The following is a 20,719-nucleotide window of genomic DNA, read 5'->3' on the forward strand; positions in this document are numbered from 1 at the left end:
CGGCGGCCCGCCGCGCGCAGGAGGAAGAAGTTGCTGTCCGCCTTTCTCAGTGCGTTCCGTACGCCTGACCTGCGCAAGAAGCTGCTGTTCACAGTAGGCATCATCGCGGTCTACCGGCTCGGGGCTACGCTGCCCAGCCCGGGTGTCTCGTACGGCAACGTGCAGAAGTGCCTCGACACCCTGGAGAACGGCTCCACCGGGGTCCTCAACCTGCTCAACCTCTTCTCCGGCGGCGCGCTGCTGCAACTCTCGGTCTTCGCGCTGGGCATCATGCCCTACATCACCGCGTCGATCATCCTGCAGCTGCTGACCGTGGTCATCCCGCGGCTCGAGCAGCTCCGCAAGGAGGGCCAGGCCGGGCAGGCGAAGATCACCCAGTACACCCGCTACCTGACGCTGGGCCTGGGCGTCCTCCAGGCGTCGGCGTTCGTGGCGCTGGCCCGCTCCGGGCAGCTGTTCCAGAACCAGTGCGACCAGTTCCCGATCATCCCCGAGGGCACCGGAATCCCGGACTGGCTGACGCTGACCCTCCTGGTCATGACGATGACCGCCGGCACCGGCGTGGTGATGTGGCTCGGTGAGCTGATCACCGACCGGGGCGTCGGCAACGGCATGTCCGTCCTGATCTTCACCTCGATCGCGGCCCGGCTTCCCAGCGAGGGCTGGCAGATCAAGCAGACCGGCGGCTGGGGCAAGTTCATCCTCGTCATCGCGCTGGTCCTGGTGGTCATCACCGCGGTCACCTTCATCGAGCAGGCGCAGCGCCGGATCCCGGTGCAGTACGCCAAGCGGATGATCGGCCGGCGCATGTACGGCGGCACCTCGACCTACATCCCGCTGAAGGTCAACCAGGCGGGTGTCATCCCGGTCATCTTCGGCTCGTCGCTGCTCTACCTGCCCCAGTTGGCGCTGCAGTTCTTCGACCAGACCAACCCGGGCAAGACCCAGGCGTGGATCCAGAACAACCTGGTCGACCCGACCAGCCCGATCTACATCTCGGTCTACTTCCTGCTGATCATCTTCTTCACGTACTTCTACGTCTCGATCACGTTCAACCCGACCGAGGTCGCGGACAACATGAAGAAGTACGGCGGCTTCGTGCCGGGCATCCGCCCCGGCAAGCCGACCGCCGACTACCTCGACTTCATCCTCAGCCGGATCACTCTGCCGGGCGCCCTCTACCTGGGCATCATCTCGATCCTGCCGAACTTCTTCTTCATCTGGCTGGACAAGCAGCAGTACCTGAACTTCCCGTTCGGCGGCACCGCTGTCCTGATCATGGTCGGCGTCGGTCTGGAAACCACCAAGCAGATCGAGAGCCAACTGATGCAGCGGAACTACGAAGGGTTCCTGCGGTAGATGAGACTCGTTCTGGTTGGCCCGCCGGGTGCGGGCAAGGGTACGCAGGCCGAGTTCGTCGCCGCGCACCTCTCGGTCCCGAAGATCTCGACCGGTGACATCTTCCGGTCGAACGTCTCCCAGGGCACGCCGCTGGGGATCGAGGCGAAGCGCTACATGGACGCCGGCGAGCTGGTGCCCGACGAGGTCACGATCAACATGGTGCGGGACCGGCTCGCCGAGCCGGACGCCGCCGAGGGTTTCCTGCTCGACGGCTTCCCGCGCACCACGCCGCAGGCCGCCGCGCTGGACAAGCTCCTCGCCGACCTGGGCACCGCGCTCGACCTGGTGCTGGAACTCGTCGTCGACGACGACGAGGTGATCCGGCGGCTCTCCGGCCGGCGTACGTGCCGGGGCTGCGGCAAGATCTGGCACGTCGAGTTCGACGCGACCACCCGCGAGGGCATCTGCGACCGCTGCGGCGCCGAGCTGTTCCAGCGCGACGACGACAAGCCGGAGACCATCGCCACCCGCCTGCGGGAGTACGCGGACAAGACCGCGCCGCTGGTCGACTACTACGGCGCCCAGGGCAAGCTGGTGGGCATCGACGCCACCGGCCCGGTGGAGGACGTCACGCTCCGCGCCATCGACGCCCTGCGGTCGTACGGCGGCTGACGTCCCGCCGGGCTCCGGCGGATAGAGTGCGAAGAGCGGGGTACGTCCGACGTGCCCCGCCTCTTCGGCTTCGGCAACGAAAGGTAACGGCTCCATGCGTCGTCCCCAGCTGGACATCCAGCTGAAGACCCCTGACCAGATCGAGAAGATGCGGGCCGCCGGGCTGGTGGTCGCCGAGGCGCTGCGTCGGATGCGGGAGGCGGTCGCCCCCGGGGTCAGCACCGCCGACCTGGACGCCATCGCCGAGTCGACCATCCGCGAGGCCGGCGCCGTCCCCTCGTTCAAGGGCTACCACGGCTTCCCGGCATCGATCTGCTCGTCGGTGAACGAGCAGGTCGTGCACGCCATCCCGGCACCGCAGCAGGTGCTCCGCGACGGGGACCTGATCTCGATCGACTGCGGCGCGGTGCTCGACGGTTGGCACGGCGACGCCGCGATCACGGTCGGCGTGGGCGAGGTCGACCCGGCGCTGCTCAAGATGGCCGAGGTGGCCGAGGACGCCATGTGGGCGGGCATCGCCGCCGCCGCCCGCGGGGCGGCCAGCGGCAGGGGCCGGCTCACCGACATCTCGCACGCCGTGGAGAACGCCGTCCGCAAGGGCGGCCGGTACGGCATCGTCGACGGCTACGGCGGCCACGGCATCGGCACCGAGATGCACCAGGACCCGCACGTGCTCAACCACGGACGCCCGGGCAAGGGCCCCCGCCTGGTGCCGGGCATGGCGCTGGCGATCGAGCCGATGATCACCATGGGCTCGCCCCGGACGGTGGAGCTCTCCGACGGCTGGACCGTGGTCACCCGGGACCGGTCGATGGCGGTGCACGTCGAGCACACGATGGCGCTGCTCCCGGACGGCGTCTGGGTGTTGACCGCGCCGGACGGCGGCCGCGCCCGGCTCGGTGAACTCGTCACCTCCCGCCAGCCCGCCGACTCGCCGGCCGTCTGATCCGACAGGGCCGGCTGGAGCCGCCCGACACGACGAGCGGTCGCCGCGGGCGTACGGGGAGCGGGACGCCCTCGTCACCGGCCCGCCGGCGCCCGCCGTCCTGCGGCGGGAGGTTCGCGACGCCGGCGGGCCCTGCCCTGTACCTGGTCGGGGCACCGCCGGACCGGAACGCCGGGCGGGTGACCTGGATGCCTGATTGTCGCCTTTTCGGGTGGTCCGACGCTCCCGAGGGTGGCCGGTTTGGCGACCGCCCGCAGGCGGGCGTACACTTTCTGATCGGCGCACAGCGTCCACTCCGGCATGCCCACCCCGCGCTTCGGTGGGAGTCGGAGCCGCGGCTGGCGCGGGCTTCCTGATCTTGATCGGTCGCCCGTGTAAGACGTTGTGGGCCGTCCGGAGTAACCGACGTCAGGACAGCGGAGGACATGCCGAAAAAAGACGGAGCCATCGAGATCGAGGGTCGGGTCATCGAGCCCCTGCCGAACGCAATGTTCCGCGTGGAGCTCGCGAACGGTCACAAGGTGCTGGCTCACATCAGCGGCAAGATGCGGCAGCACTACATCCGCATCCTGCCGGAGGACCGGGTCGTCGTCGAACTCTCGCCGTACGACCTGACCCGCGGGCGCATCGTCTACCGCTACAAGTAAGCCTGACGACGGCCGGGACGTCCCCGTGTCCGTCTTCGACGTCCGGTGTCGCGCTTCGGCGCGTCGTCGGGCCAGATGGGAAGTAAGGCAACCGTGAAGGTCAAGCCGAGCGTCAAGAGGATCTGCAACAAGTGCCGGGTCATCCGCCGGCACGGCCGGGTCATGGTCATCTGCACCGACCCGCGCCACAAGCAGCGCCAGGGCTGAACCAGTTCCGACCGGCCGTGTGACAACGGTCGGTCGTAATCGGTCCGGGCCGCGGATCCAGACAACGAATCAATTGCTCGTCCCAGCCGCGGGCGGTGCGCGTCGCGTACCTCTTCGTGGTTGACCCCCGGTCGGAGGCCGGGGCCCGCTCGGGCAGCGACCGTTTCCGGTCGCCGGCGCACGACGCCGGAGGCGGAACGGTCGGTAGCGGGGTGGGACGGGTCCACACCTCCGCCAGAACACCACGAGGAGCACGCCCGCACATGGCACGTCTAGTCGGCGTCGACCTCCCCCGCGAGAAGCGGATGGAGATCGCGCTCACCTACATCTTCGGCGTGGGTCGGACCCGCGCCCTGGAGACGCTCGCCGCCACCGGCATCTCGCCGGACAAGCGCGCCCGGGACCTCACGGACGAGGAGCTGGTCCAGCTCCGCGACCACATCGAGGGCAACTACAAGGTTGAAGGCGACCTGCGCCGCGAGGTCGCCGCTGACATCCGCCGCAAGGTCGAGATCGGCTGCTACGCCGGCATCCGGCACCGCCGGGGCCTGCCCGTGCGTGGCCAGCGGACCCGGACCAACGCGCGGACCCGCAAGGGCCCGAAGCGGACCGTGGCCGGCAAGAAGAAGCCCGGCAAGAAGTAAATAGGAGCGCACAGACTTATGCCACCGAAGGCTCGTGCCGGAGCCGCTGTCAAGAAGGTCCGGCGCAAGGAACGCAAGAACGTCGCCCACGGGCAGGCGCACATCAAGAGCACCTTCAACAACACCATCGTGTCCATCACGGACCCGACCGGTGCGGTCATCTCCTGGGCCTCCGCGGGCCAGGTGGGCTTCAAGGGCTCCCGCAAGTCGACCCCGTTCGCCGCGCAGCTCGCCGCCGAGGCCGCCGCGCGCCGGGCGATGGAGCACGGCATGCGCAAGGTCGACGTGTTCGTCAAGGGCCCCGGCTCCGGCCGGGAGACCGCCATCCGTTCGCTGCAGGCCGTGGGCCTGGAGGTCGGTCAGATCTCCGACGTGACCCCGCAGCCGCACAACGGGTGCCGTCCGCCGAAGCGTCGCCGGGTCTGAGAGGTTAGAGAGAGATGGCTCGTTACACCGGTGCTGACTGCCGCCGTTGCCGGCGGGAGAAGATGAAGCTGTTCCTCAAGGGCAGCAAGTGCGATGGCCCGAAGTGCCCGTTCGAGTCCCGGCCGTTCCCGCCCGGGCAGCACGGCCGCGGTCGCACGAAGGAGACGGAGTACCTGCTCCAGCTCCGTGAGAAGCAGAAGGCCCGCCGTGTCTACGGCGTGCTGGAGAAGCAGTTCCGCGGTTACTACGAGGAGGCCGTGGCCAAGCAGGCCAAGACCGGTGAGGTCCTCCTGCAGATCCTCGAGTCGCGGCTGGACAACGTGGTCTACCGGGCCGGCTACGCCAAGTCCCGGGACATGGCCCGCCAGCTGGTCAAGCACGGTCACTTCACGGTGAACGGCAAGAAGGTCGACATCCCGTCGTACCGCGTCAAGGAGCACGACATCATCGAGGTCCGGGGCAAGAGCAAGGAGCTCACCCCGTTCATCGTGGCGCAGGCCGAGGCCGGCTCGCGGTCGGTTCCGGCGTGGCTCGAGGCGATCCCCAGCCAGATGAAGATCCTCGTGCACTCGCTCCCGGCCCGCCAGGTCATCGACACGCAGGTCCAGGAGCAGTTGATCGTCGAGCTCTACTCCAAGTAGTCGGAGCTCGTTGCGGTGGCCCGCCCGACACGGGCGGGCCACCGGAACAGTTTGTCGTGGGCGTCATATGGCGGGCGCCCCGGAAGAGAAGAGAAGACATGCTCATCAGCCAGCGACCGACCCTCTCCGAGGAGTCGATCAACGAGACCCGGTCCCGGTTCACCATCGAGCCGCTGGAGCCGGGCTTCGGCTACACCCTGGGCAACTCGCTGCGGCGTACGCTGCTGTCGTCGATCCCGGGTGCGGCGGTCACCTCGATCAAGATCGACGGTGTGCTGCACGAGTTCACCACGATCCCCGGTGTCAAGGAGGACGTGGTCGAGCTCGTCATGAACATCAAGGAGCTCTGCGTCAGCTCCGAGCACGACGAGCCGGTCAGCATGTACCTGCGCAAGCAGGGCCCCGGCGACGTGACCGCGGGTGACATCCAGCCGCCGGCCGGCGTCTCGGTGCACAACCCCGACCTGAAGCTCGCCACCCTCAACGGCAAGGGCCGGCTCGACATGGAGCTGACCGTCGAGCGGGGTCGCGGCTACGTCACGGCGGCGCAGAACAAGCAGGCCGGCGCCGAGATCGGCCGGATCCCGGTCGACTCGATCTACTCGCCGGTGCTCAAGGTGACCTACCGCGTCGAGGCGACCCGTGTCGAGCAGCGGACGGACTTCGACCGGCTGATCATCGACGTCGAGACCAAGCCGTCGATGGGCCCGCGTACCGCGCTGGCCTCGGCCGGCTCGACGCTGGTGGAGCTGTTCGGCCTGGCCCGGGAGCTGGACGAGACCGCCGAGGGCATCGACATCGGGCCGTCCCCGCAGGACGCCCAGCTCGCGGCGGACCTGGCGCTGCCGATCGAGGAGCTGGACCTGACCGTCCGCTCCTACAACTGCCTCAAGCGCGAGGGCATCAACTCCGTTGGTGAGCTCATCGGGCGTACCGAGGCCGACCTCCTCGACATCCGCAACTTCGGTCAGAAGTCGATCGACGAGGTCAAGATGAAGCTCGCCGGGATGGGACTGGGGCTGAAGGACTCGGCCCCGAACTTCGACCCGGCGCACGTCGTGGACACCTTCGGCGAGGCCGACTACGACACCGACGACTACCGCGAGACCGAGCAGCTCTAGTCCGCGCTGCCGCCACACCTGAGGAGCACCAAGCATGCCCACGCCCACCAAGGGCCCCCGCCTCGGCGGCAGCCCCGCGCACGAGCGGCTGATGCTGGCCAACCTGGCCACCGCGCTGTTCCAGCACGGCAAGATCCAGACCACCGAGACGAAGGCCCGGCGGCTGCGTCCGCTGGCCGAGCAGCTCATCACCAAGGCCAAGCGCGGCGACCTGGCGTCCCGCCGGCGGGTGCTGGGCGTCGTCAAGGACAAGGACGTGGTCTACGCCCTGTTCGACCAGATCGCGCCCCGGTACGCCAACCGCAACGGTGGCTACACCCGGATCGTGAAGACCGGTCCGCGCAAGGGTGACGCCGCGCCGATGGCGATCATCGAGCTGGTCGAGGAGCTTCAGGTCGCCGAGCCGAAGGCGAACAAGAAGACCGCCGCCCGCAAGGCCGCGCAGCAGGACAAGGTCGAGGCGCTCGCCCCGGCCGAGGAGGCCCCGAAGTCGAACTCGGGCGACCAGGACGCCGAGGCGCCCGTGTCGGCGTCCGGCGACACCGCCGCCGCCCGCGAGGACAGCGACGAGGCCGGCGAGAACGACAAGGCCTGATCCAGGCCACCGTCGGGCCCGGCACCCCTTGTGGGGTGCCGGGCCCGACCCCGTGAGGCGGAGGTACGAGTGGACGAGCGCACCCGACTGCGGCTGGACGTCGCGTACGACGGCACCGGCTTTTCCGGCTGGGCCGCCCAGCCGACGCGGCGTACGGTCGCCGGGGTGCTCGTGGAGACCCTCGACCTGGTGCTCGGCGCGGGGACGGCGACGGGGTTGACCGTGGCGGGCCGCACCGACGCCGGGGTGCACGCCACCGGGCAGGTCTGCCACGTGGACCTGCCCACCGCCGTGTGGCGGGAGCACGAGGGGCGGCTGCTGCGCCGGCTGGCCCGGCTGCTCCCCACCGACGTGCGGGTGCGGGCGATGACCGAGGTGCCCGCCGACTTCGACGCCCGGTTCTCGGCCACCTTCCGCCGCTACGAGTACCGGGTCACCGACGCGTCGTGGGGCGCCGAGCCGCTGCGCCGGCACGAGGTGCTGGCCTGGCCGAAGCCGCTCGACCTGGACGCGTTGAACGCCGCCGCGGCGGGGCTGGTGGGGGAGCACGACTTCGCCGCGTACTGCCGGCGCAAGGAGAACGCCACCACGCTGCGCGAGGTGACCAGGCTGGACTGGCGGCGGGATCCCGACGGGCTCCTCGTGGCCACCGTGCAGGCCGACGCGTTCTGCCAGGCGATGGTGCGCAGCCTGGTCGGCGCGATGCTGGTCGCGGGGGACGGGCGCCGTCCGGTCGGGTGGCCGGGCAGCCTGCTGACCCGCCGGGAACGCTCCAGCGAGGTGACCGTGGCCCCGGCGCACGGGCTGACCCTGGTCGCCGTGGGCTACCCCGACGACCCGGCCGAGTACGCCCGCCGCGCCGAGGCGACCCGCCGGCTGCGCGTCCCCGTGGAGGGTTGACCGCAGGGACGCGTCCGGCGTACGCCATCTCGGCGGGTCGGCGCCGAACCGGCCAGGGGTGCCGGCCGTTGGCGCTGCTGCGGACGTACCGGGTCGAGCTGGGCGGGTGACTCCGTCGGGGTGCCGAAGGGTACGGGTGCGCGGCCCGGTGGCCCGCGCACCCGTCCAGACCCGGAAGCTCGTCACGCGCCCGGCAGTTCGCTCCCGTCCTGTGTGCCGGTGCGGTCCGCGCCCTCGTCGGTCGGCTGGCCGGCCGTCCCACCGTTCGCCCGGCGCTCCAGCACACCCTGGTTGAGGTGCAGCTCGATCATGTCGAAGAGGATCTCTCTGGCCTTCGTGTCGCCCGACCTGATCGTCTCGCCGTCGGCGCGGGCGACCACCGCGTACGCGAGGTAGTGGCCGCGCACCTGCCAGCCGACCCGCGCCGGCGCGGTGGCGATCGCCTCGGTGCCGTTGCCGGCCGGCATGCCCCGGAATCGGCCCTGCCGCTCGTCGAGCATCTGCCGGATCCGGTCGCGGGCGCGTTCGGCGCTGGCGCGGTCGGTCAGGTTGAACAGGCCGGCGGTCACCAGGTGGTCGCCGTCGGGCGTGCGCAGGGTGGCCCGGACCACCTGGTTGCAGCCGAGCCGGACCAGCAGGTCGGCGACCTCCCCGGTGGCCGCGACCGCGCAGCTGGCGCTGGAGTGGGTCTTCAGCACCCGGTACGCGGGCTGCCCGTCGGCGACGACGAGCTGCGTGCCGGGGAACAGCTCCTTGGCCGTCAGCGGCCCCTGGTCGGTGTCCCGGGAGTCGAGGTCGTGCGCCCCGGCCTCGGCCGACTCGGCCACCTGGGGCTGGCCGGTGGGCGTGGCCTGCGGCGTCCGGTCGCGCTCGACCAGCAGGGCGGCGGCGCCGAGGCCGCAGAGCGCGAGCAGCACGAGGACGGCCGCGCCGCCGACGAGCACCTGCCACAGCCGGCCGCCGCTTCGCTGCGGCACGGGGCGCTCGACCGCCACGGGTGCCTCGACCGCTACGGGTGCCTCGGTGGCCACGGGCGCCTCGGCCGCTACGGCCGGCTCGGCCGGTGCCGGCGACACCTGCACGTCCGGCCGCGCCGGCGACACCTGCACGTCCGGCGGGGCCTGCGCGTCCGGCGGGGCTTGCGCGTCCGGCGGGGCTTGCGGGGCCGGCGGAGCCTGCGGGGCCGGTGGGGCTGGCGGAGCCTGCGGGTCGGGCGGTACCTCTGCCTGTGGCGCTGACGGCGCCTGTGGCGCTGGTGGCGGCGTCTGCGGCGCCTGTGGTGCTGGCGTGTGCCGCGCGGGGGACACCGGGGCCGAGGCGCGGACCGGCTCCGGCTCGGCGGGGGGCGGCGCGACCCGGTTGGGCCGGGGCAGCGACGGCGTCGGGAAGCGGGACGGGGAGGGACCGGCCGGCGGACCGGCACCGAGCACCGAGCGGCCGGACCGGGGCTCCGGGTACTCCATGAATGCTTCCTCATCGGACTCGTACCGATACACCATGTCGCCCAGGGTAGGAGGCACTGTCCCTTTAGGGGGTAATAACGGGAAATTGGGTGCCTGACTGTTTCGTGTCGTGCTGTGTCCGCTCCTCGGCCCCGGACCAGCCGGTGGCGAGGGCGGTGCGAGAATTGCCCGCGTGACCGGCGACCACTACTTCACCGCTGAACCCGCGACTGCCGCCCACCCGCGTGAGGTCGAGTTCGCCGTCGCCGGCCGCGACTACACCCTGACCTCCTCCGGCGGGGTCTTCTCCGCCACCCGCCTCGACCCCGGCACGGCGGTGCTGCTGCGCAAGGCCGAGCTGCCGCCCGCCGACACGGCCGGCGCCCTGCTCGACCTCGGCTGTGGCTTCGGGCCGATCACCTGCGTGCTGGCCACCTCGGCGCCGTCGGCGACCGTCTGGGCCGTCGACGTCAACGAGCGGGCCCGGGAGCTGACCGCGGCCAACGCGGCGCGGGTCGGCGCGGCCGACCGGGTACGCGTCGCCGAGCCGGACGACGTGCCCGCCGACGTGACGTTCGCCCAGCTCTGGTCCAACCCGCCGATCCGGGTCGGCAAGGACGACCTGCACCGGATGCTGCTGCGCTGGCTGCCCCGGCTCGCCCCGGACGGCGTCGCCTGGCTGGTGGTCGCCCGCCACCTCGGCGGCGACTCGCTGCACCGCTGGCTGGCCGAGCAGGGCTGGCAGGTCGAGCGGCACGCCAGCCAGAAGGGCTACCGGGTGCTGCGCGTCACCCGGTAATTGGTTGGGCCGCCCGGCGGGTGCTCGGGCAGGATGCCGACGTGGGATACGTGGACGTGGCAGCCGTCGGGCACCTCCTCCCCGACGGGCGGGAACTCTTCACCGACGTCTCGTTCCGGGTCGGGGAGGGCGCCAAGGTGGCCCTGGTCGGGCCGAACGGCGCCGGCAAGACGACGCTGCTGCGGATGGTCGCCGGCGACCTGCCGGTGAAGACCGGCGCGATCGCGCGGGCCGGCGGGCTGGGCGTGATGCGCCAGTTCATCGGCATGATCGGCGACGAGTCCACACTGGCCGACCTGGCGCTGTCGCTCGCCCCGCCGGCGCTGCGCGACGCCGGCCGCCGGCTCGCCGAGACCGAGGCGGCCATGCGGGCGGCCGAGGTCCGCGGCAAGTACAGCACCGCCGCCGGCAAGGCCCAGCTGGCGTACGCGGACGCGCTCGCGGCCTGGGGCGAGGCCGGCGGGTACGACGCCGAGGTGCTCTTCGACACCGTCGCCACCATCGTGCTCGGCCTGCCGTGGGACGGTGCCCGGGAGCGGCCCGTCCGGACCCTCTCCGGCGGCCAGCAGAAGCGCTTCGCCCTCGAACTGCTGCTGCGCGGCCCCGACGAGGTGCTGCTCCTCGACGAGCCGGACAACTTCCTCGACGTGCCGGGCAAGCGCTGGCTGGAGGGGCGGCTGCGCGAGTCGGCCAAGTCGGTGCTCTACGTCTCGCACGACCGGGAGCTGCTGGCACACACCGCCGACCGGGTCGTCGCCGTGGAGGGCGGCAGCGCCTGGGTGCACCCCGGCGGCTTCGCGAGCTGGCACTCCGCGCGCGTGGCCCGGCACGCCCGCCTCGACGAGCTGCGCAAACGCTGGGACGAGGAACACCAGAAGCTGCGCGAGCTGATGCTGATGTACAAGCAGAAGGCCGCGTACAACGACGGGATGGCCTCGCGCTACCAGGCCGCACAGACCCGGTTGCGCAAGTTCGAGGAGGCCGGGCCGCCGCCCGTACCGCCGAAGGACCAGGACATCCGGATGCGCCTGACCGGCGGGCGGACCGGCAAGCGCGCGGTGGTCTGCGAGCAGCTGGAGCTCGACGGCCTGACCTACCCGTTCGACCTGGAGATCTGGTACGGCGACCGGGTGGCGGTGCTCGGCGCCAACGGCACGGGGAAGTCGCACTTCCTCCGGCTGCTCGCCCGCGGCGGCAGTGACCCCGACCCGGCCAACGGCCCGGTCGACGGCGCGGCGGCGCTCGCGCCGGTCGCGCACGACGGGGTGGCCCGGCTCGGCGCGCGGGTGCGCCCCGGGCACTTCTCGCAGACCCACGACCGGCCGGAGCTGATGGCGAAGACCCTCGTGGAGATCCTCTGGCGGGGGGACGACCACCGGGCCGGCATGGACCGGCACGCGGCGATGGCGGCGTTGTCCCGGTACGAGTTGGCGGGGCAGGGCGACCAGCGCTTCGGCACCCTCTCCGGCGGGCAGCAGGCGCGGTTCCTGGTGCTGCTGCTGGAGTTGTCCGGCGCGACGCTGCTGCTGCTCGACGAGCCCACCGACAACCTCGACCTGGCGTCGGCGGAGGCGCTGGAGGCCGGGCTGACGGCGTTCGAGGGAACCGTGGTCGCGGTGACCCACGACCGCTGGTTCACCCGATCGTTCGACCGGTTCGTCCTCTTCCGCGGCGACAACGAGGTGGTGGAGACCCCCGAGCCGGTCTGGGACGTTGGCTGAGGCGTCCCCGGGCGGCCGGCCGGCATAGGGTGGATCTCGTGACTGAGATGACCTACCGCCGGTTGGGCGACTCCGGGCTCGTGGTGTCCGTCGTCGGCATCGGCTGCAACAACTTCGGCCGCAAGCTCGACCTCGACGGGACCCGGGCGGTGGTCGACGCCGCGCTGGACGCCGGGATCAACTTCTTCGACACCGCCGACATCTACGGCGAGCCGCAGGGCGGCTCCGAGGAACTGCTGGGCCAGGCGCTCAAGGGCCGCCGCGACGACGTGGTGGTGGCCACCAAGTTCGGCATGGACATGCACGGCCTCAACGGCCCCGACTTCGGCGCCCGGGGCGCGCGGCGCTACATCGCCCGCGCCGTGGAGGCGTCGCTGCGCCGGCTCGGCACCGACCACATCGACCTGTACCAGATGCACGAGCCCGACCCGGGCACCCCGATCGACGAGACCCTCGCCGCGCTGGACGACCTGGTCCGCGCCGGCAAGGTGCGCTACCTGGGCAACTCCAACTTCGCCGGGTGGCAGATCGCCGACGCGGACTGGGTGGCGTCGTCCACCGGCCGGTCCCGGTTCATCAGCGCGCAGAACCACTACAGCCTGCTGGAACGCTCCGCCGAGGCCGAGGTGGTGCCGGCCTGCGAGCGGTTCGGCCTCGGGCTGCTGCCGTTCTTCCCGCTGGCCAACGGCCTGCTGACCGGCAAGTACAAGCGCGACCAGGCCCCGCCCGCCGGCAGCCGCCTCGCCGGAGGCGGCCGGTACGCCCAGCGCTTTGCCGCCGCCGACTGGGACACCATCGAGGCGATCGAGGCGTACGCGAACGAGCGGGGGCTGTCGATGCTCCAGGTGGCCATCGGCGGGCTGGCCGCCCTGCCGGCGGTGACCTCGGTGATTGCCGGCGCCACCACGCCCGAGCAGGTGCGCTCCAACGCGGAGGCGGGCGCGTGGCAGCCCACCGACGAGGACGTCGACGCCCTCCGCGCCATCCTCTGACCCACGTCGTCGCGCCCGCCCAGGCCCGGGCTGCCAGGGGTGGAACACCACGCACGTCTCCGACACTGGGAGGCAGCCCTGGTGTTCCACCCGTCCCCGTCACCCTTCCCCGCGCGGCCCGTCTCGGCCGGCTGCGGGGCGGTTGTCCCGTGGGCCTGCCGGGCGGGCGCTGGTTACCTGGCCGGGGGGAACGTGCGCCGGCGCGGGTGGAACGGGACGGCTGTCACCGTGGGCGGGTGACAGCCGTGCTGTTCCGCTCGTCGGCGCGTTCGCGCAGGGCGGCGGTGACGAGGCGTACCGTCCGGGTCCGGTGCCGGAGCACATCGTCGGCGGTGAAGCGGAGGACGATCCAGCCGGCCGCGCGCAGCGCGTTCAGCCGGGCGACATCCTGGCGGAAGTGGGCGCGCTCGCGGTGGTGGTCGCCGTCGTACTCGACCGCGACGCGCAGGGCGGGCCAGGCCAGGTCGACCCGACCGACGAACCGCCCCCGGGCGTCGCGCACGTCGTGCTGCGCCGTGGGTGGGGGCAGCCCGGCGTCGAGCAGGAGGAGCCGCAACCGGGTCTCCATCGGGGACTCGCTCAGCGGCTCGGCCAGCGCCAGCACCTCGCGCAGCAGCGGCAGCCCGGGCCAGCGGGGACGCGTCTCGGCGTACGCCCGCAGGGCCGGCAGCCCGACCACCCGGCGGTGCAGCAGGGCGTCGAGGGCGACGAGGGCCTCGTCGCGCGGCCCTCGTCGCGCGAGGTCGAACGCCGTACGCAGCGGTGTGGTGACCGGTAGGCCACCGAAGCGGGTCAGGTCGCTGGCCGGTAGCGCCGAGCGGGTGACGGCCAGTTGTGGGTGCGGGCGCAGCCGTGCCGGCCGAGAAAGAAGCACGCTGACCGCCGCGCCTCGGGGCAGCAGGTCGACGCCCCACAGGTACGCGGCGCTCGGCCCGGCGATCGCGGCACCGGCGGGCAGGAGCAGGGCGACCGCGTCGCACCAGAGCCGATGGTCGGCTGCGCGCAGGGCGTCCCGGTGCACGTACACGTCGGGGAGCAGGCGTTGCCAGGTCGGACCGCGCAGCATGGCGCGGGTCAGCAGCCCCTGCGTGATCGCGGTGCTGCCGCGGAACGGCAGGAAGGCGAGCCGGGGCGGGACCCGGGCGGGGGAGGGCATCCGGACAGCATCGCGTGACGGGCCGGTCACGCGCCGCCCCGATCGTCGGCTTCGGACGGTCGGTGTGAAATCCGCGTCCCGCCCTTGGCGGATCCGGTGATCCGTCGTACGGTGACACGCGCAAGTGACCCACGGGAGCCCGGTGCACCGGGCTGAGAGGGGGGCTGAGAGCCCCCGACCGTCGAACCTGATCCGGGTAATGCCGGCGCAGGGAGGAGTGTTGCCGTGCCGTCCCTTGGGCGACTGCATCTGATCACCGACACCCGACCCGGGCGGGATCCGCTGGCCGTGCTGCGGGCCGCCCTCCCCGTGGCCCGCGCCGAGCTGGTCGTGCAGGTCCGCGTCACCGACGACGCCACCGACCGGGAGGCGTACGACCTGGCCCGCCGGGTGGTCGCGCTCTGCGCGCCGTACGACGTCCCCTGCCTCGTCAACGACCGGCTGCACGTGGCGCTGGCGGTGGGCGCCGCCGGCGGGCACGTCGGCGCGGACGACCTGCCGGTCGGGGCGGCCCGCCGGGTGCTCGGCGCGACCGCCGTGCTCGGGGCCACCGCCCGCGAGCCGGGGACGGCCGCCGAGGCGGTCGCCGCCGGGGCCAGCTACCTGGGCGTGGGCCCCTGCCACGCCACGAGCACCAAGAGCGGCCTGCCGGCGCCGATCGGGCCGGCCGGGGTGCGCGCCGTCACCGCCGCCGTGGACGTACCGGTGGTCGCGATCGGCGGGGTGACCGCCGCGAACACGCCCGCGCTGCTGGCCGCCGGGGCGTACGGGGTGGCGGTGGTGGGGGCGCTGTCCGGGGCGGCCGAGCCGGCCCGGGCGACGGCGGAGCTGCTGGGAGCGCTGGGGTGCTGAGCCGGCCGGACGTCGCCGTGGTGGGGGCGGGACCGGTCGGGCTGGCGATCGCCTGGCGCTGCGCGGCGCGCGGCCTCCGGGTCGCCGTGCACGACCCCACCCCGGGCTCCGGCGCGTCGCACGTCGCCGCCGGGATGCTCGCCCCGGTCGCCGAGGCGTACTTCGGCGAGCACGAGCTGACCGGGCTGCTGACCGCCTCCGCCGCCCGCTGGCCGGCCTTCGCCGCCGAGCTGACCGCCGCCACCGGCGCGGACGTCGGCTACCGCACCGAGGGCACGCTGATGGTCGGGCTCACCGCCGACGACCTGGCCGAGGCGCGCCGGCTGTGGGCGTACCAGCAGGGTCTCGGGCTGCCGGTGACGCCGCTGCGCCCCTCGGCGCTGCGGGACCGCGAGCCGGCGTTGGCGCCCCGGGTGCGCGGCGGCGCGCTCGCCGCCACCGACCACCAGGTCGACCCGCGCCGGCTGGTGCCGGCGCTGCGCACGGCCGCCGAACGGGCCGGCGCCACGCTGGTGCCCGCCGCCGTGCGCCGGCTGTCCGACGTGGACGCGCGCGTCACGGTGGTGGCGGCCGGCTGCGGGGCGGCGGCCCTGACCGGGCTGCCGGTGCGGCCGGTGAAGGGCCAGGTGCTGCGGCTCCGCGCGTCCGGCGGCGGCGCGCCGGGCTTCCGGCACGTCATCCGGGGGTACGCCGACGGCGAGCACGTCTATCTCGTGCCCCGCGACAGCGGGGAGGTGGTGGTGGGCGCGACCGTCGAGGAGCGCGCCGACACCGACGTCTCCGCCGGGGCGGTGCTGCGCCTGCTCCGCGCCGCCGTCGACCTGCTGCCGGAGCTGGCCGAGTACGACCTCGTCGAGACCCTCGCCGGCCTGCGCCCCGGCACCCCGGACAACGCCCCGATCCTCGGCCCGCTGCCCGGCCGGCCGGGCGTGCTCGCCGCGACCGGGCACCACCGGCACGGCATCGTGCTCACCCCCGTCACCGCCGACCTGGTTGCCGACCTGGTGGTCACCGGTACGGCGGACCCGCTGCTCGCCCCCTTCACCCCGGACCGGTTCGCGCCGGCCGCCACCGCCGATCCGGCTGTCACCGCTGGGCAGGCCGGCACCGCTGGGCAGGCCGGCAGCGTCGGGCGGGCCGGCAGCGTCGGGCGGGCCGGCAGCGTCGGGCAGGCCGGCAGCGTCGGGCAGGCCGGCAGCGCTGGGCAGGCCGGCGGCGCTGGGCAGGCCGGCAGCGTCGGGCCGGTGGTCCGGGCCGCCGCCGACGACCGGTCCGGCGCCTACGCACCCGAGGAGGAGCACACGTGGAACTGACGGTGAACGGCGCCGGGCGCAGCCTGCCCGGCGGCTCGACCGTGGCGGACCTGGTCCGCGCGGTCACCGACCAACGGCGCGGCCTCGCCGTCGCGGTCAACGGGGAGGTCGTGCCGCGTACCGGCTGGCCGGCGACCGTGCTGCGCGACGGCGACCGGGTCGAGGTGCTCAGCGCCGCCCAGGGCGGGTGACGCGGTGAGCCTCGACCTGGGCGGCGTGCGCCTCACGTCCCGGCTGATCCTCGGCACCGGTGGCGCGGCCAACCTGCGCGTGCTGGAGGACGCGATCCGCGCCTCCGGCACCGAACTGGTCACCCTGGCCCTGCGCCGCGTCGACACCGCCCCCGGCACCGCCGGCGGGCTGCTGGACCTGCTCGACCGGTGCGGGGTGCGGCTGCTGCCGAACACCGCCGGCTGCTACACGGCGGGCGAGGCGGTCAAGGTGGCCCACCTGGCGCGGGAGGCGTTCGGCACCGACTGGGTGAAGCTGGAGGTGATCGGCGACGAGCGCACGCTGCTGCCCGACGGGGTGGAGCTGCTGCGCGCCGCCGAGGAACTCGTCGCGGACGGGTTCGTGGTGCTGCCGTACACGTCGGACGACCCGATTCTGGCGCGGCGGCTGGCCGACGTCGGCTGCGCCGCGGTGATGCCGGCGGGCGCGCCGATCGGCTCCGGGCTGGGCGTGTCGAACCCGCACCACATCCGGCTGATCCGGCAGAGCGTCGACGTGCCGGTGATCCTGGACGCCGGCATCGGCACCGCCTCCGACGCGGCGCTGGCGATGGAGCTGGGCTGCGACGCGGTGCTGCTGGCCAGCGCGGTCACCCGGGCCGCCGACCCGGTGGCGATGGCCACCGCGATGCGGTACGCGGTCGAGGCGGGGCGGCTCGCGTACGGGGCGGGCCGGATCGCCCGTCGCTTCCACGCCCTGGCATCCACCCCCGACGACGGACGGCCGGACCTGTGACCCGCCCCGGTCCCGTTCCGGCGGATCCTGGTGCGGAAGCGCCCCTGGCGGGGCCGTTTCCTACCAGGATTCCGCGTGGGCCGTCCGGCGTCGTTCTGCTGACCGACCGGTGGCAGGCGGGGCGGCCGTTGACCGAGGTGGTCGCCGGGGCGGTGGCCGGGGGAGTGCGGTGGGTGGTGCTGCGGGAGAAGGACCTGCCCCGCGCCGACCGCGTCGCCATCGCCGCCGGCCTGCGTTCGATCCTCGCCGAGGCGGGCGGCACCCTGGTCGTCGCCGGGCTCGACCCGCTCGACGGGGACGCGGTGCACCTGCCGTCGGCCGGCCCGTACCCGCCGCCGCGTCTCGGCCTGGTCGGCCGCTCCTGCCACAGCCGCCCCGAGCTGGCCCGATTGACCACCGAGGACTACGCGACCCTGTCGCCGGTCTTCTCCAGCCGCACCAAACCCGGCTACGGTCCACCGCTACGTCCGGACGGGCTGCGGGAACTGATCGAGGCCAGCCCCGTGCCGGTCCTCGCGCTGGGCGGGGTGGAGACCCCGGAGCACCTGCACGCCTGCGCCGCGGCCGGAGCGGCGGGAGTGGCGGTGCTCGGCGCGATCATGCGCGCCGACGACCCGACAGAGGTCGCCGCTACGCTCACCGCCGCCTTCCGGTCGACGGTCTCCTCGCCGCCGCGTACCGCGGAGGACCGCGCGGAGGTCTCCGGTACGGGGCTGCGGCCGACCGTGCCCACGGAGGGATCAAGCTTGACCGCCCGGAGTGGGCACGGTCGGCCGCAGCCCCCCAGCGCCACCATGCCGCGGTCCCCGACCCCAACCATCCTGGGGGGCCGATGACACCCACCACCGTGCTCACCATCGCCGGCTCGGACTCCGGCGGCGGAGCGGGCATCCAGGCCGACCTCAAGGTCTTCGCCGCCCTCGGCGCGTACGGCACCAGCGTGATCACCGCGGTCACCGCGCAGAACACGAGGGGCGTCGACGCCGTCCTGCCGCTGCCGCCGCGCACGGTCACCGAGCAGCTCGACAGCGTGCTCGCCGACTTCGCCGTGCGGGCCGTCAAGACGGGCATGCTGGGCACCCCGGCCATCGCCGACGCGGTCGCCGACGCCGCCCGGGACGGTCGGCTGCCGCACCTCGTCGTCGACCCGGTGCTCGTCGCCACCAGCGGACACCGACTGGGCACGGTCGCCGCAGCCGAGCGGTTGCTGCCGTACGCCCGGGTGGCGACGCCGAACTGCGCGGAGGCGGCGGTCCTCCTCGGACGCCCGGTGACCACGGTCGAGGAGATGGTGGCCGCCGCCGAGGCGCTGGCCCCCGGCGGGCCGGAGCACGTGGTGGTGACCGGCGGCGACGTGGACTCCGACGGCGAGGCGGTCGACGTGCTGCACGGCGACGGGGTCACCACGCTGCTCCGCGCGCCCCGGGTCGCCACCCGGCACAACCACGGCACGGGGTGCTCGTTCTCGGCGGCCGTCGCCGTCCGGCTGGCGCTGGGCGACCCGGTGCCGACGGCGGTCGCCGCCGCCAAGGAGTACGTCTTCCGCGCGCTGACCGGCGGGCGGGACTGGGAGTTGGGCGCGGGACGCGGCCCGCTGGACCACTTCGGGTGGTCCGCATGAGCACAGGGGAGGCTGTCGTGCAGGCACGTCGCAAGGTCCATGTGGAGGGGTCCCGGCCGGATGTCCGGGTGCCCTTCGCCGAGGTGGAGTTGACCGGCGACAACGCGCCGGTCCGGCTCTACGACACCTCCGGGCCCGGGTCCGACCCGGAGGTCGGGCTGCCGCCGTTGCGCGGGCCGTGGATCGCCGAGCGCGGGGACGTGGCCCCGGTGCGCGGCGCGGGCACGCCGCTGGCCGGGGCGTACGGGAAGCGCCCGACGCAGCTCGCGTACGCCCGGGCGGGAGTCGTCACGCCGGAGATGGAGTTCGTGGCGATCCGGGAAGGCATGGCGCCGGAGTTCGTCCGGGACGAGATCGCCGCCGGGCGGGCGGTGCTGCCGCTCAACGTCAACCACCCCGAGTGCGAGCCGGCGATCATCGGCAAGGCGTTCCTGGTCAAGGTGAACGCCAACATCGGCACGTCGGCGGTCACCTCCTCGGTCGCTGAGGAGGTGGAGAAGCTGACCTGGGCGACCCGGTGGGGCGCGGACACGGTGATGGACCTGTCGACGGGCAGGCGGATCCACGAGACCCGTGAGGCGATCGTGCGGAACTCGCCGGTGCCGATCGGCACCGTGCCGATCTACCAGGCGCTGGAGAAGGTCGGTGGCGACCCGGTGAAGCTGAGCTGGGAGGTGTTCCGGGAGACCGTCGTCGAGCAGGCCGAGCAGGGCGTCGACTACATGACGGTGCACGCGGGGGTGCTGCTGCCGTACGTGCCGCTGGCGGTGGACCGGGTCACCGGGATCGTGTCGCGGGGCGGTTCGATCATGGCCGCCTGGTGCCTGGCCCACCACGAGGAGAACTTCCTCTACACGAACTTCGCCGAGCTGTGCGAGATCCTGGCCCGCTACGACGTGACGTTCTCGCTCGGCGACGGGCTGCGCCCCGGCTCGATCGCGGACGCCAACGACGAGGCGCAGTTCGCCGAGCTGCGCACCCTGGGCGAGTTGACGAAGGTCGCCTGGGAGCACGACGTCCAGGTGATGATCGAGGGCCCGGGACACGTGCCCATGCACAAGATCAAGGAGAACGTGGACCTCCAGCAGGAGTGGTGCCACGAGGCGCCGTTCTACACGCTCGGCCCGCTGACCACGGACATCGCCCCGGCGTACGACCACATCACCTCGGCGATCGGCGCCGCCATGATCGGCATGTTCGGAACCGCGATGCTCTGCTACGTGACCCCGAAGGAGCACCTCGGGCTGCCGGACCGGGACGACGTGAAGGCCGGCGTGATCGCGTACAAGATCGCGGCGCACGCGGCCGACCTGGCCAAGGGGCACCCCGGCGCGCAGGCGTGGGACGACGCGCTCTCCAAGGCGCGGTTCGAGTTCCGGTGGGAGGACCAGTTCAACCTTTCGCTGGACCCGGAGACCGCGCGGTCGTACCACGACGCGACCCTGCCCGCCGAGCCGGCGAAGACGGCCCACTTCTGCTCGATGTGCGGGCCGAAGTTCTGCTCCATGAAGATCACCCAGGAGCTCAAGGAGTACGCGGCGCGCGGCATGAAGGACAAGTCGGAAGAGTTCGTCTCCTCGGGCGGCCGGGTCTACCTGCCGCTGGCCTGACCCGAAGCGGGGGGGCCCCCCCCCGGGGGGGGGGGGGGGGCCCCCCGCGGGGGGGGGGGGGGGGGCGCGCCGGGGGGGGGCGGGGGGCCCCCCCCCCCCCCCCCCCG

Annotated in this window: 22 protein-coding genes, 1 pseudogene and 1 riboswitch; of the genes and pseudogenes, 21 read left to right on the top strand and 2 right to left on the bottom strand. The window is 73.2% G+C overall.

Annotated elements, in window-relative coordinates:
• The first annotated feature begins 30 nt into the window (after nt 1-30).
• The 11 genes from secY (at nt 31) to truA (ending at nt 8,140) form a co-directional block, all read left to right on the top strand.
• Entirely contained in the window at nt 31-1,359 is a 1,329-nt protein-coding gene (gene secY / locus ACGFZ2_RS05385) for a preprotein translocase subunit SecY (protein WP_357692533.1), read from the top strand.
• Nucleotides 1,360-2,013: an adenylate kinase gene (locus ACGFZ2_RS05390; protein ID WP_357460255.1), complete on the top strand. Its 654-nt coding sequence runs from the start codon at nt 1,360-1,362 to the stop codon at nt 2,011-2,013.
• A 94-nt stretch (nt 2,014-2,107) separates the two neighbouring features.
• A complete protein-coding gene (gene map / locus ACGFZ2_RS05395; RefSeq protein ID WP_393450486.1) occupies nt 2,108-2,959 on the top strand; it encodes a type I methionyl aminopeptidase in 852 nt (283 codons plus the stop codon).
• Between the two features lie 425 nt (nt 2,960-3,384).
• Nucleotides 3,385-3,606: a translation initiation factor IF-1 gene (gene infA / locus ACGFZ2_RS05400; RefSeq protein WP_007073013.1), complete on the top strand. Its 222-nt coding sequence runs from the start codon at nt 3,385-3,387 to the stop codon at nt 3,604-3,606.
• A 93-nt stretch (nt 3,607-3,699) separates the two neighbouring features.
• Entirely contained in the window at nt 3,700-3,813 is a 114-nt protein-coding gene (gene rpmJ, locus ACGFZ2_RS05405; RefSeq protein WP_012184307.1) for a 50S ribosomal protein L36, read from the top strand.
• A gap of 263 nt (nt 3,814-4,076) precedes the next feature.
• Nucleotides 4,077-4,457: a 30S ribosomal protein S13 gene (gene rpsM / locus ACGFZ2_RS05410; RefSeq protein ID WP_043965541.1), complete on the top strand. Its 381-nt coding sequence runs from the start codon at nt 4,077-4,079 to the stop codon at nt 4,455-4,457.
• Between the two features lie 18 nt (nt 4,458-4,475).
• On the top strand, nt 4,476-4,883 hold the full coding sequence (gene rpsK, locus ACGFZ2_RS05415) for a 30S ribosomal protein S11 (RefSeq protein ID WP_007073011.1): 408 nt from the start codon (nt 4,476-4,478) through the stop codon (nt 4,881-4,883).
• A gap of 14 nt (nt 4,884-4,897) precedes the next feature.
• On the top strand, nt 4,898-5,524 hold the full coding sequence (gene rpsD, locus ACGFZ2_RS05420; protein WP_350711525.1) for a 30S ribosomal protein S4: 627 nt from the start codon (nt 4,898-4,900) through the stop codon (nt 5,522-5,524).
• A 98-nt stretch (nt 5,525-5,622) separates the two neighbouring features.
• The gene (locus ACGFZ2_RS05425) at nt 5,623-6,645 is read left to right on the top strand and encodes a DNA-directed RNA polymerase subunit alpha (RefSeq protein ID WP_091079335.1); all 1,023 of its coding nucleotides are present in this window, start codon (nt 5,623-5,625) and stop codon (nt 6,643-6,645) included.
• A gap of 34 nt (nt 6,646-6,679) precedes the next feature.
• The gene (rplQ, locus tag ACGFZ2_RS05430) at nt 6,680-7,240 is read left to right on the top strand and encodes a 50S ribosomal protein L17 (RefSeq protein WP_350711523.1); all 561 of its coding nucleotides are present in this window, start codon (nt 6,680-6,682) and stop codon (nt 7,238-7,240) included.
• A gap of 69 nt (nt 7,241-7,309) precedes the next feature.
• On the top strand, nt 7,310-8,140 hold the full coding sequence (truA, locus tag ACGFZ2_RS05435) for a tRNA pseudouridine(38-40) synthase TruA (protein ID WP_393450489.1): 831 nt from the start codon (nt 7,310-7,312) through the stop codon (nt 8,138-8,140).
• A 182-nt stretch (nt 8,141-8,322) separates the two neighbouring features.
• On the opposite strand, the gene ACGFZ2_RS05440 is transcribed toward truA, so the two are convergent.
• Nucleotides 8,323-9,243 (bottom strand): hypothetical protein, encoded by a 921-nt coding sequence (locus ACGFZ2_RS05440; RefSeq protein ID WP_393450492.1) that lies wholly within the window; start codon nt 9,241-9,243, stop codon nt 8,323-8,325.
• Between the two features lie 532 nt (nt 9,244-9,775).
• Here ACGFZ2_RS05440 and ACGFZ2_RS05445 point away from each other — a divergent pair.
• The 3 genes from ACGFZ2_RS05445 to ACGFZ2_RS05455 are packed head-to-tail and all read left to right on the top strand — an operon-like array spanning nt 9,776 to nt 13,094.
• Nucleotides 9,776-10,381: a class I SAM-dependent methyltransferase gene (locus ACGFZ2_RS05445; protein WP_393450495.1), complete on the top strand. Its 606-nt coding sequence runs from the start codon at nt 9,776-9,778 to the stop codon at nt 10,379-10,381.
• Nucleotides 10,382-10,422: 41 nt separating this feature from the next.
• Entirely contained in the window at nt 10,423-12,102 is a 1,680-nt protein-coding gene (locus ACGFZ2_RS05450; RefSeq protein WP_357460265.1) for an ATP-binding cassette domain-containing protein, read from the top strand.
• A 29-nt stretch (nt 12,103-12,131) separates the two neighbouring features.
• Nucleotides 12,132-13,094, top strand: coding sequence for an aldo/keto reductase (locus tag ACGFZ2_RS05455; RefSeq protein ID WP_393450498.1), 963 nt, complete (start codon nt 12,132-12,134; stop codon nt 13,092-13,094).
• 223 nt (nt 13,095-13,317) lie between these two features.
• On the opposite strand, the gene ACGFZ2_RS05460 is transcribed toward ACGFZ2_RS05455, so the two are convergent.
• Entirely contained in the window at nt 13,318-14,250 is a 933-nt protein-coding gene (locus ACGFZ2_RS05460) for a DUF559 domain-containing protein (RefSeq protein ID WP_393450501.1), read from the bottom strand.
• A 122-nt stretch (nt 14,251-14,372) separates the two neighbouring features.
• Nucleotides 14,373-14,481: riboswitch (TPP riboswitch) on the top strand.
• Between ACGFZ2_RS05460 and thiE the strand changes: the two genes are divergently transcribed.
• From thiE to thiC, 7 genes and pseudogenes are all read left to right on the top strand, one after another.
• Nucleotides 14,476-15,102, top strand: coding sequence for a thiamine phosphate synthase (gene thiE / locus ACGFZ2_RS05465; RefSeq protein WP_393450504.1), 627 nt, complete (start codon nt 14,476-14,478; stop codon nt 15,100-15,102). (Overlaps the previous riboswitch by 6 nt.)
• Nucleotides 15,096-16,217: pseudogene (gene thiO, locus ACGFZ2_RS05470) on the top strand (glycine oxidase ThiO); the annotation flags it as partial. The gene thiE and the pseudogene thiO, both read left to right, overlap by 7 nt.
• Before the next feature lie 188 nt (nt 16,218-16,405).
• Nucleotides 16,406-16,606, top strand: coding sequence for a sulfur carrier protein ThiS (thiS, locus tag ACGFZ2_RS05475; protein ID WP_393265015.1), 201 nt, complete (start codon nt 16,406-16,408; stop codon nt 16,604-16,606).
• Between the two features lie 4 nt (nt 16,607-16,610).
• Nucleotides 16,611-17,381 (top strand): thiazole synthase, encoded by a 771-nt coding sequence (locus ACGFZ2_RS05480; protein ID WP_357692509.1) that lies wholly within the window; start codon nt 16,611-16,613, stop codon nt 17,379-17,381.
• Between the two features lie 68 nt (nt 17,382-17,449).
• Nucleotides 17,450-18,217 carry a thiamine phosphate synthase gene (locus tag ACGFZ2_RS05485; protein ID WP_393451432.1) on the top strand — a complete coding sequence of 256 codons (768 nt, stop codon included), beginning with the start codon at nt 17,450-17,452 and terminating at the stop codon, nt 18,215-18,217.
• Complete coding sequence (gene thiD / locus ACGFZ2_RS05490; RefSeq protein WP_393450507.1) at nt 18,214-19,002, top strand: bifunctional hydroxymethylpyrimidine kinase/phosphomethylpyrimidine kinase; 789 nt, start codon at nt 18,214-18,216, stop codon at nt 19,000-19,002. The genes ACGFZ2_RS05485 and thiD overlap by 4 nt, the downstream gene beginning before the upstream one ends.
• 17 nt (nt 19,003-19,019) lie before the next feature.
• Entirely contained in the window at nt 19,020-20,612 is a 1,593-nt protein-coding gene (gene thiC / locus ACGFZ2_RS05495; protein WP_393265060.1) for a phosphomethylpyrimidine synthase ThiC, read from the top strand.
• Nucleotides 20,613-20,719 lie beyond the last annotated feature (107 nt).

This window comes from Micromonospora sp. NPDC048063, from assembly GCF_043202855.1.
GTDB lineage: Bacteria > Actinomycetota > Actinomycetes > Mycobacteriales > Micromonosporaceae > Micromonospora.

Excerpts from the sequence above, each read along its gene's own strand:
- ACGFZ2_RS05390 (WP_357460255.1), top strand. The coding sequence starts at position 1,360 with ATGAGACTCGTTCTGGTTGGCCCGCCGGGTGCGGGCAAGGGTACGCAG.
- map (WP_393450486.1), top strand. The coding sequence starts at position 2,108 with ATGCGTCGTCCCCAGCTGGACATCCAGCTGAAGACCCCTGACCAGATC.
- infA (WP_007073013.1), top strand. The coding sequence starts at position 3,385 with ATGCCGAAAAAAGACGGAGCCATCGAGATCGAGGGTCGGGTCATCGAG.
- rpsM (WP_043965541.1), top strand. The coding sequence starts at position 4,077 with ATGGCACGTCTAGTCGGCGTCGACCTCCCCCGCGAGAAGCGGATGGAG.
- rpsK (WP_007073011.1), top strand. The coding sequence starts at position 4,476 with ATGCCACCGAAGGCTCGTGCCGGAGCCGCTGTCAAGAAGGTCCGGCGC.
- rpsD (WP_350711525.1), top strand. The coding sequence starts at position 4,898 with ATGGCTCGTTACACCGGTGCTGACTGCCGCCGTTGCCGGCGGGAGAAG.
- ACGFZ2_RS05425 (WP_091079335.1), top strand. The coding sequence starts at position 5,623 with ATGCTCATCAGCCAGCGACCGACCCTCTCCGAGGAGTCGATCAACGAG.
- rplQ (WP_350711523.1), top strand. The coding sequence starts at position 6,680 with ATGCCCACGCCCACCAAGGGCCCCCGCCTCGGCGGCAGCCCCGCGCAC.
- ACGFZ2_RS05460 (WP_393450501.1), bottom strand. The coding sequence starts at position 14,250 with ATGCCCTCCCCCGCCCGGGTCCCGCCCCGGCTCGCCTTCCTGCCGTTC.
- thiD (WP_393450507.1), top strand. The coding sequence starts at position 18,214 with ATGACACCCACCACCGTGCTCACCATCGCCGGCTCGGACTCCGGCGGC.